At 36.4% G+C, this 15,852-nt stretch carries 22 protein-coding genes; 13 read left to right on the top strand and 9 right to left on the bottom strand.

Annotated elements, in window-relative coordinates:
* The first annotated feature begins 2 nt into the window (after positions 1-2).
* The 3 genes from fliD to G580_RS0103170 are packed head-to-tail and all read left to right on the top strand — an operon-like array spanning position 3 to position 1,951.
* The gene (gene fliD / locus G580_RS0103160) at positions 3-1,301 is read left to right on the top strand and encodes a flagellar filament capping protein FliD (RefSeq protein WP_028841010.1); all 1,299 of its coding nucleotides are present in this window, start codon (positions 3-5) and stop codon (positions 1,299-1,301) included.
* Between the two features lie 21 nt (positions 1,302-1,322).
* Positions 1,323-1,724 carry a flagellar export chaperone FliS gene (gene fliS / locus G580_RS0103165; RefSeq protein ID WP_028841011.1) on the top strand — a complete coding sequence of 134 codons (402 nt, stop codon included), beginning with the start codon at positions 1,323-1,325 and terminating at the stop codon, positions 1,722-1,724.
* Positions 1,694-1,951, top strand: a complete 258-nt coding sequence (locus G580_RS0103170; RefSeq protein ID WP_028841012.1) for a hypothetical protein — start codon at positions 1,694-1,696, stop codon at positions 1,949-1,951. Before fliS ends, G580_RS0103170 begins: the two co-directional genes overlap by 31 nt.
* Here the strand turns inward: G580_RS0103170 and G580_RS0103175 are convergent.
* The 7 genes from G580_RS0103175 to trpC are packed head-to-tail and all read right to left on the bottom strand — an operon-like array spanning position 1,948 to position 6,396.
* A complete protein-coding gene (locus tag G580_RS0103175; protein ID WP_028841013.1) occupies positions 1,948-2,196 on the bottom strand; it encodes a hypothetical protein in 249 nt (82 codons plus the stop codon). The genes G580_RS0103170 and G580_RS0103175 overlap by 4 nt on opposite strands.
* 24 nt (positions 2,197-2,220) lie before the next feature.
* A complete protein-coding gene (locus G580_RS09760; protein ID WP_051173024.1) occupies positions 2,221-3,150 on the bottom strand; it encodes a GGDEF domain-containing protein in 930 nt (309 codons plus the stop codon).
* A 5-nt stretch (positions 3,151-3,155) separates the two neighbouring features.
* A complete protein-coding gene (locus G580_RS0103185) occupies positions 3,156-4,022 on the bottom strand; it encodes an HDOD domain-containing protein (RefSeq protein ID WP_028841014.1) in 867 nt (288 codons plus the stop codon).
* A gap of 8 nt (positions 4,023-4,030) precedes the next feature.
* The gene (locus G580_RS0103190) at positions 4,031-4,339 is read right to left on the bottom strand and encodes a hypothetical protein (RefSeq protein ID WP_022854880.1); all 309 of its coding nucleotides are present in this window, start codon (positions 4,337-4,339) and stop codon (positions 4,031-4,033) included.
* Positions 4,340-4,369: 30 nt separating this feature from the next.
* Positions 4,370-5,245 (bottom strand): ATP phosphoribosyltransferase, encoded by an 876-nt coding sequence (hisG, locus tag G580_RS0103195; RefSeq protein WP_028841015.1) that lies wholly within the window; start codon positions 5,243-5,245, stop codon positions 4,370-4,372.
* A complete protein-coding gene (gene hisI, locus G580_RS0103200; RefSeq protein WP_028841016.1) occupies positions 5,229-5,612 on the bottom strand; it encodes a phosphoribosyl-AMP cyclohydrolase in 384 nt (127 codons plus the stop codon). The genes hisG and hisI overlap by 17 nt, the downstream gene beginning before the upstream one ends.
* A complete protein-coding gene (trpC, locus tag G580_RS0103205; RefSeq protein ID WP_028841017.1) occupies positions 5,596-6,396 on the bottom strand; it encodes an indole-3-glycerol phosphate synthase TrpC in 801 nt (266 codons plus the stop codon). Before trpC ends, hisI begins: the two co-directional genes overlap by 17 nt.
* 96 nt (positions 6,397-6,492) lie before the next feature.
* On the opposite strand from trpC, the gene rpmH reads away from it, so the two are divergent.
* From rpmH to G580_RS0103255, 10 genes are read left to right on the top strand one after another with little or no spacing between them, the layout of a single operon-like run.
* A complete protein-coding gene (gene rpmH, locus G580_RS0103210) occupies positions 6,493-6,627 on the top strand; it encodes a 50S ribosomal protein L34 (RefSeq protein WP_022854885.1) in 135 nt (44 codons plus the stop codon).
* A 23-nt stretch (positions 6,628-6,650) separates the two neighbouring features.
* Positions 6,651-7,004, top strand: coding sequence for a ribonuclease P protein component (rnpA, locus tag G580_RS0103215; RefSeq protein WP_028841018.1), 354 nt, complete (start codon positions 6,651-6,653; stop codon positions 7,002-7,004).
* Complete coding sequence (gene yidD, locus G580_RS0103220; RefSeq protein WP_028841019.1) at positions 7,001-7,243, top strand: membrane protein insertion efficiency factor YidD; 243 nt, start codon at positions 7,001-7,003, stop codon at positions 7,241-7,243. The genes rnpA and yidD overlap by 4 nt, the downstream gene beginning before the upstream one ends.
* A 5-nt stretch (positions 7,244-7,248) precedes the next feature.
* Positions 7,249-8,892, top strand: coding sequence for a membrane protein insertase YidC (gene yidC / locus G580_RS0103225; RefSeq protein ID WP_028841020.1), 1,644 nt, complete (start codon positions 7,249-7,251; stop codon positions 8,890-8,892).
* 17 nt (positions 8,893-8,909) lie between these two features.
* Positions 8,910-9,560: a Jag family protein gene (locus G580_RS0103230; protein ID WP_028841021.1), complete on the top strand. Its 651-nt coding sequence runs from the start codon at positions 8,910-8,912 to the stop codon at positions 9,558-9,560.
* Positions 9,561-9,596: 36 nt separating this feature from the next.
* A complete protein-coding gene (gene mnmE / locus G580_RS0103235) occupies positions 9,597-10,997 on the top strand; it encodes a tRNA uridine-5-carboxymethylaminomethyl(34) synthesis GTPase MnmE (protein WP_028841022.1) in 1,401 nt (466 codons plus the stop codon).
* A gap of 14 nt (positions 10,998-11,011) precedes the next feature.
* The gene (gene thiD, locus G580_RS0103240; RefSeq protein WP_028841023.1) at positions 11,012-11,785 is read left to right on the top strand and encodes a bifunctional hydroxymethylpyrimidine kinase/phosphomethylpyrimidine kinase; all 774 of its coding nucleotides are present in this window, start codon (positions 11,012-11,014) and stop codon (positions 11,783-11,785) included.
* Positions 11,770-12,066: an Asp-tRNA(Asn)/Glu-tRNA(Gln) amidotransferase subunit GatC gene (gene gatC, locus G580_RS0103245; protein ID WP_028841024.1), complete on the top strand. Its 297-nt coding sequence runs from the start codon at positions 11,770-11,772 to the stop codon at positions 12,064-12,066. Before thiD ends, gatC begins: the two co-directional genes overlap by 16 nt.
* A gap of 18 nt (positions 12,067-12,084) precedes the next feature.
* Positions 12,085-13,554: an Asp-tRNA(Asn)/Glu-tRNA(Gln) amidotransferase subunit GatA gene (gene gatA, locus G580_RS0103250; protein WP_028841025.1), complete on the top strand. Its 1,470-nt coding sequence runs from the start codon at positions 12,085-12,087 to the stop codon at positions 13,552-13,554.
* A gap of 18 nt (positions 13,555-13,572) precedes the next feature.
* Positions 13,573-14,448 carry a ParB/RepB/Spo0J family partition protein gene (locus tag G580_RS0103255; protein ID WP_028841026.1) on the top strand — a complete coding sequence of 292 codons (876 nt, stop codon included), beginning with the start codon at positions 13,573-13,575 and terminating at the stop codon, positions 14,446-14,448.
* Between the two features lie 16 nt (positions 14,449-14,464).
* Here the strand turns inward: G580_RS0103255 and G580_RS0103260 are convergent, their stop codons facing one another.
* Positions 14,465-14,806 carry a DsrE family protein gene (locus G580_RS0103260; protein ID WP_038041439.1) on the bottom strand — a complete coding sequence of 114 codons (342 nt, stop codon included), beginning with the start codon at positions 14,804-14,806 and terminating at the stop codon, positions 14,465-14,467.
* A gap of 15 nt (positions 14,807-14,821) precedes the next feature.
* Positions 14,822-15,838 carry an NAD(P)H-dependent glycerol-3-phosphate dehydrogenase gene (locus tag G580_RS0103265; protein ID WP_028841028.1) on the bottom strand — a complete coding sequence of 339 codons (1,017 nt, stop codon included), beginning with the start codon at positions 15,836-15,838 and terminating at the stop codon, positions 14,822-14,824.
* Positions 15,839-15,852 lie beyond the last annotated feature (14 nt).

A 15,852-nucleotide genomic window follows, 5' to 3' on the forward strand; every position in this document is an offset into this window, starting at 1 on the left:
CCATGGCAGACAACCCTTTGTATTTAAACAACGTAACAGGACTGCTTGACATAGATTCGATGGTTCAAGGTATATTACAACCTAAATTAAAAACCCTTAATAAACTTCAACAGGATAAAGCTACTCTTCAAATTAAAAATACTGCTATAGCCAATTTGCTTGGGGCTATAAAAAGTGCTCAATCTTCGATAGACAGCTTAAACGTAGAAAATTTGTTTAAAAACAAGACTGCTGTGGTAGGTGATAGTTCAATCCTTTCGGCTTCAGCTACCAAGGATACCCCTAACGTTTTATTAAATCTTAATGTTACTCAACTTTCTCAGACAGAAACCAGGATTTCCACCCAAGGGGTAGAAAGCTTATCCAGTTCCATAGACGCAACAACTTTTGATTTAAAATACTATACTTCTAACACCGATTATCAAACCTTTACCATTAACTTTGGTGGTGGAAACCTTCAAAATTTAGTAGACACCATAAATCAATCCCAAGACAAGGTCACAGCTTCAGTGTTTTATGACGGTACTTCTTATAAACTCATGCTTGCTGAAAAAAACGCAGAGGCCTCTACCAAAGAAACCCAAGACCAAGATACAGTCATCCAGGTAGAGGGGAACTTTCCTGCTGTATTAGGTGGACTTACCACCTTACAAGAAGCTAAAAATACAAAAATCCAAATAGGAACAAACACCATAGAAAGTGCTGGGACAACCGTGAATAATCTCCTACCTGGTTTAACCGTAAATGTAAAAAAAACAGGTAGCACCTCTATAACCATAAAAGATGATTATTCAGCGGTTTCATCTGGGTTGTCTAAAGTTTTAGACAACCTAAACTCTGTGCTTAGCTTAGTAAAAGCTAACACCGACAAAGGCCAACTTTTTCAAGGTAATGCTATGCTTACCCAGGTTAAAACCCAATTTTTAACTAACTTTCAACCACTTATAAAATTGGGGATTATCAACGTAGATGATGATGGAAATTTTTCTATCAATACCTCAACCCTAAACAACCTTTTGGAAAAAAACCCTGATCAAGTAAAACAAGCTATTTATGAATTCAAAAATAACTTCTCTAAAACTTTAACCAATCTTAACTCTGCTTTTAATATCTATCAAAGTAGACAAAACCTTCAAACAACCCTTATAGATAAAAAAATTTCTTCCTTACAAGAATCTATAGCCAAAGAAGAAAGCAAATTAAGGCTAACTTTTAGTAAAATAGAAGCCCTTATGTATAGAAATGATCAGTTAAAATCTAAGCTACAAAGTTTTGCCACACCTCTGTCTGAATCAAAATAAACTAAATCTTTAGGAGGATTTATGGTTAAAACGGTTTATAACTACCTGGAAAATCAGGTTAAAAATGCCGATCCTTTAGACTTAGTAGTTATGCTTTATGCTAAGGCTATTTCCTGTCTAAAAATTTCTAAAAACGTTATAGAATCTGGATTAAACAAACCTGAAGATATAAAAAAGAAGGCAGAAAACTTAGGAAAGGCTACTGATATCATAGCCTACCTGCAAGGGTCTCTTAACCTCGAAAAAGGAGGAGATATCGCCAGAAACCTGAATGAAGTATATCAAACTCTTTTAAACGAGTTGATTGTGGCAAACTCTCAAAACGATGCAAAGAAAATCGCAGACAGCATAGAGATTTTAGAAAAACTCAAAAAAGCCTGGGAAGAAATTAAATGTCAATCTCAAAACTCAAAGAAAGACTAATTGAAATAGAACTTGCTATAAAGAATCAAAATTTAGATAGAGCTTTAACAATCTATGAAGAAATAGACCTAAACTGGGAACAATATTTAAAAGACATAAAACAAGAAGAGCTAAAATCTATCTTTAACCTGGTGGAATTTTTAGAAAAATTACTTAAAGAAAAACAGGCAGAGCTTATAGAGTCTAAAAAATTACTTAACCTTAAGAAGGCCTATACAAGGTTTTAACTTTTTTCCATAAAGGCTTTTAGCCCTGCTAACCTTTGCTTTTCTGACTCTAAAGCTTTATAGGTTTGCCATAACTTCTTAAGTTTAGGGTTATCTTTAATCTGTTGCTCCTCTAATTCAGAAACTTTAACGTTTAACTCCTTTTCTAAAGCTTCAAGCTTTTTTGTCAAACTCTTAATATTGTCCTCGCAAACCTTTATCTCTCGAGAAGTAGTAAACCAGACCTCGTCATAAACTATTCCCATAGCTCTCCCCTTTTATAAAATTTTTTATTTTCTCCTGTCCATAAAATAGTTACTTCCTGGCATCTTCTTTACCAAGGCTTTTACTTCAGCTGCTCTCTGTGAAATCTCACCTAAGTATTTAAACCTATTAGGATAAATCGGTACTAAAGCTATAGAAACCGAAGGCAAAGGAATTTGTCCTAACCGTCCTTGTCTGTCTTTGGTTATAAAATATCCTCTTTTTAAATCTTCTTCTTCTAAAAATATAGAAAGGGTTGTTTCAAATTTTTTGATGATTTCTTTAGCAACCTCTTCCCCTTTTTCGATGGGAACCACAAAAACAAAATCATCTCCTCCTATGTGCCCCAGAAAATACCCTTGGCCTACCTTTTCATTTAAGGTTGTGGCTAAAATCCTTGCTAAATTTTTGATAAGCTCATCCCCTCTTGAAAAACCATACACATCGTTATACACTTTGAAATTGTCTAAATCTACATACCCTATGGCTACCTTTTGTTTTTCTTTAAGAATCTTTTCTAAATATTTAGAAATAGAAGTATTCCCAGGTAACCCGGTGAGAGGGTTGGTGTCAGAAATCCTCTCTATTCGTTTAAAAGCATATTCTATTCTAAGGATAACTTCTTTTAAATCTTCATGAATGATTACAAAATCGTCTACCACCTCAGCTTTATTTATCAAAAACTCAAAGTCTAAACCATTAACTACCAATATAACAGGAATACCGGTGAGATTAAAATTTTTCTTAAGACTTATTATTTGTTCAAAGGCTAAAGGGTCCTTTTCGTAGTTAAAAAGAACCATATCTGGTGGCTTAAATAAAAAATTTTCTAACAAAAACTTAGAAGAATAAAAAAACTTAAGAAAATATCTCTCTTTAAGCTCGAAAAAAAGCTGTTCTTTCCATTTTTTAAAGATTTTATCTCTTTTCAAAAACAGATAGATGGTCTTAGACATCCACCCTACATACCTTCTGTTTCTTTTTTAAGTTCTTCAGTAAAAAATTTAAGCTCATAAAGTTTAGGCTCAAGTTTAAAAAACAATTCTTTGATAAAAGAAAAATCAAGCTTAAGGATTTTAAAAGCTTTTTCGTCAAGAGGAGGTACTTTCTTGTAAAGGCTTTCACCATAACCTCTTGCATGAATTAAGACATCAGCAAGATGGATTACCGCAGCCTCCTTTTTAAACTCTTTAGCCTTAGAAAGGTCGTGATGAGCCTCTACTGCCTCTATCAATCTTTCTGGTAAATTCCATTGTCTCATCAAAAAAGCCCCAATCTCTGCATGGTTTATTCCTAAAACCTCTTCTTCTGCTTTCAAAGGATCTTTTTTTTCTTTTTTGATAAATTCTATTATCTGGTTGTATTCCTGTAAAAAGGCTACCTTTTCTATCACCCTTCCCAGGTCATGTAAAAGCCCTGCTGTAGCTATTTCTTGAGGTTCTTTTAGTTCTACCTTTTCTGCAAGAATTTTAGCACAGGCAGCCACCCCAACAGAATGTTCCCACAATCCTACATCTTCTTTATGTAAAATCTCAAAAATAGATGAGGTGGTGATCAAAATCTTGATCACGTTGATACCGAGTAACATCAGAGCATTTTGAACCGTACTCACTCTCCTTGGAAAACCATAGAAAGCTGAGTTAGCAAGCCTTAGGATTTTAGAGGTTATTACCTGGTCTTTTTCTATCAACTCTGCTATCTGTCCTATAGAAACCCTTTCGTCCTCTACCATGGTATTTAGTCTTTGCACGATAGGAGGTAGGGTAGGCAATCCTTCTAGTTTACGAAGCTTTCTCCTTACTTCTTTTCTCTTTTCATAGGGATCCATAAAATCTCCTAAGTTTCTTTATATTTTTCCAGCAAAAACTCCTTTAACACTTCTTTTATGTTAAGTAGAACAGGGTCAGAAATCCCTTCAAACCTCTTTTCTAAACCTTCTAACTCTTCTTCTAAAGTCTTTTCCCAAGGAAGCCTTACTTTAAGCCCTTCAACCGTAATAAACTGTACCCCAAACTCTTGAAACCTTTTTAAATGTTCTTCGGTAAGCTCTACCCCTTTGCCACAAAGGGTTCTTCCGTTTGCATCTACTACCTCTTCGTAAGTTTTCATACCAGGAATTATATAAGCTAAAGGAAGTCTCTGCATGTTGCACCTCTTTTTAAAATCACCTTTTGTTTAGATAACTTTGTTTAAGCTATATTCTATGATTCCTTCAGCCCCTAACTCTAAAAGTTTAGGTACAAGGTCTCTCACCTCTTTTTCTGACACAATCACCTCTAACGCATACCAGTCTTTGTTATAGAGCTGGGCAATGGTTGGAGAGGTAATACTTGGTAATACCGCAATAATTTTTTCAAGATTAGAAGCAGGCACGTTCATCTTTAGTCCTACTTTCTTATGAGAGTTAAGGGCACCTTTAAGTAAAACTGAAATTTGGTTTATCTTTTTTCTTTTCCATGGATCTTCCCAGGCTTTTTCGTTGGCTATTAGCTGTGGATAGGTAATCAACATTTCATAAATAATCTTTAAACCGTGAGCTCTGATGGTAGTACCTGTCTCTGTAACCTCAACGATGGCATCACAAAGACCTTGTACAACCTTAGCCTCTGTAGCACCCCAAGAATAGCTTACTTCAACGGGAATGCCTCTTTCTTCAAAAAACCTCCTTGTAAACTGGACAAGCTCTGTGCTGATCTTTTTTCCTGCTAAGTCTTCAAGCTTTTCTATTCCTGATCCTTCTTTTACTGCCAAAACCCATCTCGCAGGTTTCTTGCTTACTTTAGAGTAAATCAGGTCTTCTACCACCACGACCTTTGAATTATTTTCTAAAATCCAGTCTTTTCCGGTAATTCCTGCATCAAGTATACCTAATTCTACATATCTACTCATCTCTTGAGGTCTACATATCACCATCTCTAACTCACAATCATCAACCTCGGGAAAATAGTTTCTGTGATGAACATCTATCGTCCACCCCGCCTTTTCAAAAAGATCGATGGTTGCCTTTTCTAAACTTCCCTTAGGAATGCCAAACTTAAGCTTTTTTTCCATAAACCTCCTCCGGATTAAATAGTTTCTCTTCTATGATTTCTAAACCCTTTTCTCCAAGTTTTCTATAAAAACAACTACCATATCCTTCATGGCATACAGGACCCTTAGGGTCTACCTTAAAAAGTAAGGTATCTTCGTCACAATCAACCAATACCTCTTTTACCACCAGATAATGTTTTGAAGTTTCTCCTTTTAGCCATATTTTATTTCTCGTTCTACTATAAAAGTGCATCAAACCTGTCTCTAAAGTTTTCCTCAAAGCTTCTTCGTTTAAAAAACCCACCATCAGAACTTTAGAAGTTTTAAAGTCCTGAATAACCGCTGGCAAAAGACCTCCCAATTTTTCAAAATTAAGTTTTAGCTCCATCTACTACCTCCTTAAAGGCTCTAAGTTTTTTCTCAGGATTTTTGGCCTTAACCAAAGAAGTCCCTATCAATACCCCTTTAAAACCTTTCTTTATCAAAGGCTTTAAATCTTCAGGCCTGTGATAGCCACTTTCAGCTATTACTTGACATCTCGAAGGAATCTTTTCAAAAAGAGCTAAGCTTTGGTTTTGGTCAACCTTTAGAGTTTTTAAGTTTCTGTTGTTAATCCCAATAAGAGTTGCCCCTACAGAAAGGGCCTTCTCTAAATCCTCTTCGTCATGGACCTCAACCAAAGGAGTTAACCCTAATTTTTTGGTATGTTTAAAAAGTTCCTTAAGGTCTTCTTGGTTTAAAATAGTACTTATCAAAAGAACAAGGTCTGCCCCAAAAGCTCTTGCCTCTTCTATCTGTATGGGATCTAAGACGAAGTCTTTTCTTAAAAGTGGCAGGTCTGTTATAGTCCTTATGGCAGCAAGATATTCTAAAGAACCTCTGAAAAAAATCTCTTCGGTAATAACTGAGATGGCTTTAGCCCCTCCTTTAACATAACTTTTGGCAAGCTCTAAGGGATCAAAATCCTCTCTAAAATTATCTTTTAACGGGCTTGTCTTTTTAATTTCAGCGATGATAACAAAACCTTCCTTTTCCAAGTATTTTTCAAAATCAATAGGGGTTCTATCCTTAAAAGGCCTAAAATAAAGGCCTCTTTCTTTTCGTTTTAAAACTTCGTAGTATTTTTCCAAAAGAATGCTGGATAAAACTGGGTTGATTTTATGTTTTTCCATATTATCTTTATAGGAAATTTTTCTTTTATTTTATCCTGTAGAAAAATTTTTAAAAGATGTTAATATCATAATTTTTAGAAATATGGAGGTAAGGAGATGAAGAGGACTTACCAACCAAGTCGTTTGAAGATGAAAAGAAGACATGGATTTAGAGCCAGGATGAAAACCCGTTCTGGCAGAAGGATCCTTAAAAACAGAAGAAGAAAAGGCCGTTGGCGTTTAACTGTTTAAAATTTGCTTAAACTTAAAAAAATTTGAAAAAAGAGGGCCTTTCTAAAAAGGAACGTTTAAACAAAAACTTAGAGTTTCTGAAGGTTTTTAAGTATGGGAAAAAAGTATGGGTTGAATCTATACTGCTAATGCTTTATGCACCTAACGAATTAGGAATAAGAAGGTTAGGGATAGTAGTTTCTAAAAAAATTAGAAAGGCTACTAAAAGAAACAAGGTAAAACGCTGGATTAGAGAAATTTTTAGAAAAAATAAAGAACTGTTTCCTGAAGGATGTGATTTTATAATTATACCTCATCCCAGAATAGGGGAGTTAAGTTTTTCTGAGGTTAGGGCTAAGGTTTTAGAAAAACTGGTTGAACTAAAAAAGTTAAGATGAAAGCTTTGATTGTTTTTTTGATAGACTTGTATAAAAAAATCATTTCACCTATATTTTCAGTGTATTTTAACATAAACTGCAGGTTTTATCCTTCCTGTAGTGATTATACCAAAGAAGCAATCTTAGAGTTTGGCCTTTTAAAAGGGACTTTTTTAGGGATTAAAAGAATCCTTAGATGTCATCCCTTCTGTAAAGGTGGATACGACCCTGTACCGAAAAATCCTGCAAGGAGGATTTAATTTAAATGGATAATAGGATTTTGATTGCTTTAGGACTTTCTTTTTTGGTGATAGTTTTCTTCCATTATATCTATCTCAAGCTTTTCCCAGCTCCTTCTATTGAACCAACGACATTTAACTCAACCTTATCTAATTCAACGGTTAGTCAGAACAACGCCTCAACCACTCAAGCCTTATCTTCAAACTCAACCCTACTTAATAATTCTACCTTTTCTGAAAGATCCAATCTACCTTCTTATGTCATCGTTTCTCCGAAATACAACGCTACCCTTACCACCTCTGGGGTAAGGTTTAACGAGTTTTTTTTAAAAGAATTTTTTAAAGACAGAATCAAAAAGGATCCGGTAAACCTCATAACCGCGGGATCCTACTCTTTACCCCTTGAGGTCTACTTAGAAACCAAACCAGAGCTTGCGGTTTTAGGTTACAATTCCAATTCTTCTTCTAAAGTAGTTTTATTAGAAAAAGATGGAGAAAAAGAGCTATCCTTTTACACATCCTATCAAGGGATAGCTTTAGAAAAAACTCTAAAATTTAAACCTCAATCCTATTTTATCGACCTTAAAATCAAAATTACCAACCAAAGTAACCAAACCCTTACAGATAAACTTCTTCTCAGAGGTGCCTTTGCCCCCTTTGTGGATGGAACAAAATATGTATTTACAGGTCCTTTTTATTACACCAATCATCTAAACGAGGTTAAACTCAAAAATTCTAAGGTTGAAGAATACGTAGGAAATTTAAAATACTTGGGATATGAAGACAACTATTTTATGGTAGCTGTTATTCCTGAGGGATTTAGTAACTCCTCTCTAAAAGCTACTTTTAGAAACCTGACTGACACAGTGCAGGAGTTTATCCTCTGGGTTCCGGTTGAAAACCTTAAACCAGGTGAAGTGGCTTCTTATCAGTTTAAGCTGTATATGGGGCCTAAAAAGTTAGAAGAAATGCAAAAGGAGTTTCCTTTACTTACCAAAGCCTTATACTTTGGAATTTTTGATTTTATCGCTAAACCTTTACTTTATGTGTTAAAATTTACCCATCAGTTTACCCACAATTTTGGATGGGATATCATAATTATGACCTTGCTTTTAAGGGTCCTTTTCTTTCCCTTAAATCACATAAGCTATAAAAGTATGAAAAAAATGCAAGAACTACAGCCTGTGATCCAGAGGCTAAGAGAAAAATATAAAGATGACCCACAAGGTCTAAATCGTGAAGTGATGAACCTTTATAGAACTCAAAAGATAAACCCTTTTTCAGGATGTCTTCCGATTCTTATTCAGATACCTGTTTTTATCGCCTTTTATAAAGTGTTATTAATGGCGATAGAATTAAGACATGCACCTTTTATGCTTTGGATAACCGACCTTAGTGCTCCTGAAAGGCTTTACATAGGGAACTTGGTTATACCTTACTTAGGTGGTATACCTGTGCTTACGATTTTGATGGGAATTTCGATGTATTTACAACAAAAGTTGACTCCTTCCTCTCCTGATCCTATGCAAGCCAAAATTATGCTTTTTATGCCTATATTTTTTACCATCCTTTTTATAAACTTTCCTTCAGGGCTTGTTTTATACTGGTTTGTAAACAATGTTTTATCGATCGTTCAACAATATTTTACTCTTAAATTAACCAAAAAATAATCTGAGAGGTGGGAACTATGGTTTTAGAGAAGGAACTTGAGGGAAAAAGTTTAGACCAGCTTTTGGAGGTTGCTTGCCAAGAATTAGGGTGTATGCCAGAAGATTTGGAGTTGGAAATTTTAGAGGTCACCTCTTCTTCCGGACTTTTAGGAATGCCCAGCAAAAAAATTAAAATCAAAGCTAAGCTTAAACCAGACAAGATGCTCTCCGAAAGAGCCAACAAAGCCTTAACTTTTCTAAAAGACCTTTTTTACTACACCGATTTTCAAATAGAAACCCAAACCAACCTTTTAAAAGACAAACTCCAGATAGAAATTTTGTTAAAAGGTGAAGACCTTAAGTATCTTGTGCAAAACGGAGGAGAGGTACTCTCTGCTTTAGAGTTTCTTACTAATAAAATCGTAGCCAAATCCTTAGGGGTGGGGCCTAAGATTGTGTTAAAACCTGAGGGAATTAACTTAGAGAGAGAAAAAAGACTTGTTTCTGCGGTGAAAAGAGCCTTAGAAAAAGTAAAAACCACCAAAGAGCCTCAGGTAATTAAGGTTGGGTCTCAAAGGGAGCAAAGGATTGTAATTAACTTGGTTAAAACTGAGGAAAACATAGACGCTACGATAGAAGGTGAAGGCAAACAGAAAAAGGTTATCCTGCAATGGAGTAACTCTCAATAAGCCTTGAATAAGGGGGGATTCCCCCCTTGATGTTTTATGCAACTTAAACTTTATCCTGAAGATACCATTGCTGCTATTTCTACACCCTTAGGGCGTGGAGCTATAGGTGTCATCAAAATAAGCGGTGAGTCTGCTTTATCTATTTTAAAACAAATATTTAAAACTAAAAAACCTCAACCTTCCTTTCAGTCTCATCGACTTTACTATGGTTTTATCGTGGACCCAGAAACAGAAAGAGTAGTAGACGAGGTTATGGCAGTTTACATGCAAAAACCTAAGACATATACAAGAGAAGATGTGGTAGAGATTTATGCTCATAGTGGGACTCTTATTTTAAAAAAGATCTTAGAACTTGTTTTAAAAGCAGGGGCAAGGCTTGCTCAACCAGGAGAGTTTACTTTAAGGGCTTACCTCAACGGAAGGATTGACCTTTCTCAAGCAGAAGCCATTCAAGAGTTGATCTCAGCCAAAACAGAAAAGGCTCTCCAACTCTCCTTAAATACCCTTTTAGGCAGGCTTTCAGAAAAGATAAACCAGATAAGACAAAATCTCTTAGACCTTCTAGCTCAGGTAGAAAGCGCCATAGACTTTCCAGAAGAAAACCTTGAGATACTTGAACCACCTCAACTTATCGAAAAAATAAGCTCTCAAATTATCCCTCAATTACAACAGCTTATCAAAAATTATCAAGAAGGAAAGATATATAAAGAAGGTATCAGTTTAGTGATAGCCGGAAAACCTAACGTAGGCAAATCCTCTCTAATGAACGCCCTTTTAAAAGAAGAACGAGCTATCGTTACCCCTATCCCTGGGACTACCAGGGACTTTTTAGAAGAAGAGGCAACCATCGAGGGACTTCCGGTTAAACTTATAGACACTGCCGGGATAAGGGCTACAGAAGATCCTATAGAAAAAATAGGGGTAGAAAGGGCTAAACACAAGTTTAAAGAGGCAGACCTTATCTTGTTTTTGGTAGACGTAAGTTCTCCTCCTTCTGAAGAAGAAAAAAACCTTTTTGAAGAGGTAAAAATCTACCCCCACTTGGTTTTAATCAACAAGATAGACTTAATACCAAACTATTTAGAAGCATGGGAGAAAGAACTGGAAAAATGGGGGGTCAAAGACTACTTACCTATTTCTGTAAAAGAAGGAAAAAACTTAGACCTTTTAGGTAAAAAAATCTTTGAAAAAATCACCGGAGGTAAAGAACCAGAGATACCTGATTTAGTACCTAACTTAAGACAAAAAATTTCTTTAGAAAAGGCGATAAGGTATCTAAAAAACGCTTTAGAAGAGCTTAAAAAACCTAATCCCCTTCCTGAGATCATCTCTATAGAAATAAGAGAGGCGATTTCTGCTCTTTCTGAAATCATAGGAGAGGTTACCACCGAAGACCTTTTGACTCAAATCTTTTCGACTTTTTGTATAGGAAAATAATTGCAGAGGGATAGATGTACGTCCTTTCTTTAGCAGGGTTTGACCCTTCAGGAGGAGCAGGAATTTTAGTAGATGTTAAGGTCTTTTCTCTGTTAGGTTTAAAAGGAGGTGGTATACCTACTGCCCTTACCCTGCAAAACACCTCTGTTTTCAAAGGCTGGGTCCCTATAGATTTAGATTACTTTAAAGAAGCTTTACAGATGGTGTTTTCTGACCTAACTGTAACCGGCGTAAAAATAGGTATGGTTGGGTCTTGCGAGGTGTTAGAAATACTTGTCTTTTACCTTAGAAAATATCGGCAGCAACTTTCAGCAGTAGTTTATGACCCTGTGCTTAAGGCTACCCTAAATCATCCTCTTTTTTCTTCTGAAGAATTTTTAGACTTGGTCAAAAGGGAGCTACTACCTCTTTTAGACTTTATTACCCCTAATCTTTATGAAGCTTCTTTGCTAACCGGTAAACATATAAACACTGCAGAAGATTTAGAGGAGGCAGCCAAAAACCTTTTGGAATATGGATGCAGGCAGGTGGTGATTACAGGTTATCAAAGGAAGAATAAAATTTACGACTATTTCTTTTCAAAAGAAAATAAAGTGTCCTTAGGGAAAAAAAAGTTAAACCTTGAGTTTCATGGGACTGGGTGTGCTTTTTCTTCAAGTCTTTTGAGTTTTTTAGTTAAAGGTTTTCCTCCTTTTTTTGCCTTTAAAAAAGCCAAAAATTGGTTATACTTATACCTCAAAAAAGCAAGCGTTCAACCTTTAGGAGGGAAAATATGCCTATTTCTTTAGAAGAAGTACTTAAGATCGCCCACTTATGCAGGCTTGAATTTGACGAAGAGGAGGCTAAAAAGTTTTCTGAAGAGCTTTCTAAAATTTTAGACTATTTTGAAACCTTACAAACCTTAGACACTCAAGATGTACCACCTACCTTTCATGCCGTAAAACTCCCTACCCCTTACAGAGAAGATGAAGTTAAATCTTTTGATAACATAGAAGGGTTGCTTGCTAACTCTCCTAAGGTGAAAGATAACATGATAGTGGTTCCTAAAGTAGTGAAATCTCCTGCATAAACTCAAGAGAGGTGAGTAATGAAAGGCACAACAATAACAGAGTTTACCATAAAAATTGCTTTGGAGATGCTTGAAAAAGGAGAGATAAGCTCTGTTGAGCTTGTGGAAGAAACGTTTAACCAAATTAAAAGGTTTGATCCTGAGGTCAAGGCCTTTTTACATCTGTTTGAAGAAGAAGCCCTTTTAAAAGCCAAGGAAGCTGATGAAAAACGAAAAAAAGGTGAAAAAGGAAGCCTTTTAGGAATTCCCCTTTCTATTAAAGACAACATCTGTGTCAAAGGACATCCTACTACCTGTGGTTCCAAAATTTTAGAAAACTTTATCGCCCCTTATGAAGCTACGGTGGTTGAAAAACTAAAGGCTGAAGGGGCTGTGTTGATAGGAAAGACAAACTTAGATGAGTTTGCCATGGGATCTTCTACAGAAAATTCTGCCTTTTTTACCACAAAAAATCCCTGGGATTTAGAAAGGGTTCCTGGAGGCTCATCTGGTGGTTCTGCCGCGGCTGTAGCTGTAAGGATGGGGATTGGGTCTTTAGGCTCTGATACCGGAGGGTCAATCAGACAACCTGCCGCTTTTTGTGGAGTAGTGGGATTAAAACCTACCTATGGCCTGGTCTCTCGTTATGGTTTGGTAGCCTTTGCCTCTTCTTTAGATCAGATCGGACCTTTCGGATTAACTGTAGAAGATATTGCTATACTTTTAAAAGCCATCGCAGGAAAGGATGAAAAAGACTCTACCTCTGCCGCGGTTAGCATACCAGACTACTTACAAGTGATAAATCAAAACGAAAAAACTAAATTTACCATAGGCCTTCCTAAGGAATATCTCCAAACCGAAATGGACCCAGAAATAAAACAAAAGATCGAAGAGGTAGTAAACCTACTCAGGAAAACCCATGATATTAAAGAAGTGTCTTTACCTCATACCCCCTATGCAGTAGCTACTTATTACATTATCGCTCCTGCTGAGGCTTCATCAAATCTGGCACGTTACGACGGTGTTAAATATGGATTAAGAGTAGAAAGCTCTAATCTAATCGACATGTATAAAAAAACCAGAGCCAAAGGGTTTGGGAAAGAAGTAAAAAGAAGGATCATGATAGGGACTTATGCCCTTTCTGCCGGATACTATGATGCCTTTTATCTCAAGGCCTCTAAGGTGAGAACCCTGATTTTAAGGGACTTTTTAGAGGCTTTTAAACAGGTTGACCTCTTAATCACCCCTGTAACCCCTACCCCACCTTTTAAAATAGGAGAAAAGATTACTGACCCCTTGCAGATGTATCTTTCTGACATCTTCACCATCCCGGTTAATCTGGCAGGACTTCCTGGTCTTAGCCTACCAGTAGGTCTTAACTCAGAGGGTCTTCCTATAGGTTTACAGATAATAGGACCTCATTTTAGAGAAGATTTACTCCTTAGCTTGGCCTATCAAATAGAAAAAATGATAGACCAAAGGTTTGTACCTCCTCTGTTAAAAAGTTAACATCCAAGGATAAGGCCCATGAAAAAAAAGGCACTTGGCAAAGGGCTTTCTGAACTAATCCCTGACATAGACCAGGAGATCTCTTTACAAGAAAAAGCTGACCATAAAGGCATAAGGTTTATTCCTGTAGATTACATACTTTTTTCTCCACTACAACCCAGATTAGTGTACAAAGAAGATGAAGAGTTTGAAGAGCTGGTTAAGTCCATAAAAGAGACAGGGATTTTGCAACCTATTTTAGTACGAGAAAAAGGAGAAGGGTTGTTTGAGTGTATTGCAGGAGAACGCAGGCTTAGAGCTTGTAAAAAAGCTGGAATCTCTGAAGTCCCTGCCATCATCAAAAACCTTTCTGATGAAGAGGTCTTAGTAGTTGCGTTGATAGAAAACTTGCAGAGGAAAAATCTAAATCCTTTAGAAGAGGCGATAGCTTATAAAAACCTTGCAGAAAAGTTCGGTTATACTCAAGAAGAGATTGCAGCCAAAGTAGGTAAAGACCGTGCCACTGTAGCTAATCTTCTCAGGCTTTTAAACCTTCCTCAAGAAATTCAGCAAGACCTTATGGAGGAAAAGCTTACGGTAGGTCATGCTAAGGCCCTTCTATCCCTAATTTCTAAAGAAAAACAATTAGAGGTAAGAAACCTTATCCTGCAAAAAGGACTTTCAGTAAGAGAAACTGAAAGGCTGGTTAACAAGCTTTTAGCAGGAGATAAATCAAAAAAAATAAAACAACCTGACCCTAATCTTTTATATTTGTCTGAAGAAATAAGTAAACTGGTTGGCACAAAGGTTAACGTAAAAGTACAAAACAAAAAAACCTATTTTATCTTTGAGTTTGAAGAAACAGAAAGGGTAGAAGATTTTTTGGAAACTCTTAAAAAAGCCTTTGGTATTTAGAACTATTTTCTAACATTTAGGCCCTTACATAGGCATATCCTTCCTGTTGCAGCTCTACTAAAGCTTTAATACCAGCAGGAACGGTCTTACCTCCTTTAGGCACTGCCTCAAAAGGTATGTTAAATCCTTTTAAAGCGTTTTCACAAAAATAAACCTCTCCTCCTAAAGCAAGTAGCTCGTTAAAAAGGTCTGTATAAGAAGTAAAATCTTTTAAAACGGTTATTCCTTCAAAGTTAACGATTATTTTAACCAAAGGTTGTTCTTCAGACCTACAAGCATTAAGAAAATTTTTCGCCATCTTTAAAGCTGGTACAAACCTATCAGATTGAGGAACATGTAATAAAAGCTTTAACCCCATACTTACCCTCCTCACCTATGATAATATATCCAAGCTTTCAAACTCTTTTTTAAGCCTCCTTGAAAGGAGCCTTTTTAAACATTTTTGAGGGTTTTCCTTTTCAAAAAGGACATGGTAAACCTCTTCACAGATAGGCATCTCTATCTTAAAATGACGGGCTAAACTTCTTACTACCTTAGCAGTTTTAACTCCTTCAGCTACCTCTCTCAAGTTTTGCAGGATATCTTCTAATTTTTCTCCCTTCCCTATTCGGTATCCTACTTGATAATTCCGAGAAAGGGCACCTGTACAGGTTAAAACAAGATCTCCAAGGCCTGCAAGACCATAAAAAGTAGAAGGCTGTCCACCCATCTTGATACCTAAACGTATCATCTCTATAAGACCACGGGTTATCAAAGAAGCCCTGGCATTAAGTCCTAATTGAAGTCCGTCGCAAATCCCAGAAGCTATGGCTATCACGTTTTTTATGGCACCAGCAATCTCAACCCCAAGGGGATCATCACTTCTGTAAACCCTAAAATAAGGCTGAGCTATTAGTTCTTGGATCCTTTTGGTTTCTTCTTCTTTTTTACCTGCCAAAACCACCGCTGTAGGAAGCTCCTTAGCCACCTCTTTAGCAAAAGAAGGTCCTCCCAACACCATCACTTCGCAACCCTCAGGCAACAACTCCGTTAATATATTATAAGGAGTCTTTCCTGTTTCTAAGTCTATCCCCTTGATAGCAGAAACATGATATTTTATCCGTTCAGCCAAAGATTTTAACCCTTCTAACAGATGTCTTAAGGCATAGGAAGGCACCACCCAAAAAATTGCCTCAGAGTTACCAAAAGCTTCTTCCGGGTCTAAGGTAGCTTTTAATTTTTTAGGAAGCTTAATTCCGGGAAGGTAAAAAGGATTTTCTTTTTCCTTATTGATGCTATCACAAACGACTTCCCTTCTAACTAAAAGAGAAACCTCGATGTCTTTTGAGGCTAATACCCTACCTAAGGCTGTTCCCCAACTTCCTCCTCCTATTACCGTTATCTTCTTCATATACTCATGCCTCT

It is taken from the genome of Thermodesulfobacterium hveragerdense DSM 12571, from assembly GCF_000423845.1.
Taxonomy (GTDB): Bacteria; Desulfobacterota; Thermodesulfobacteria; order Thermodesulfobacteriales; family Thermodesulfobacteriaceae; genus Thermodesulfobacterium; species Thermodesulfobacterium hveragerdense.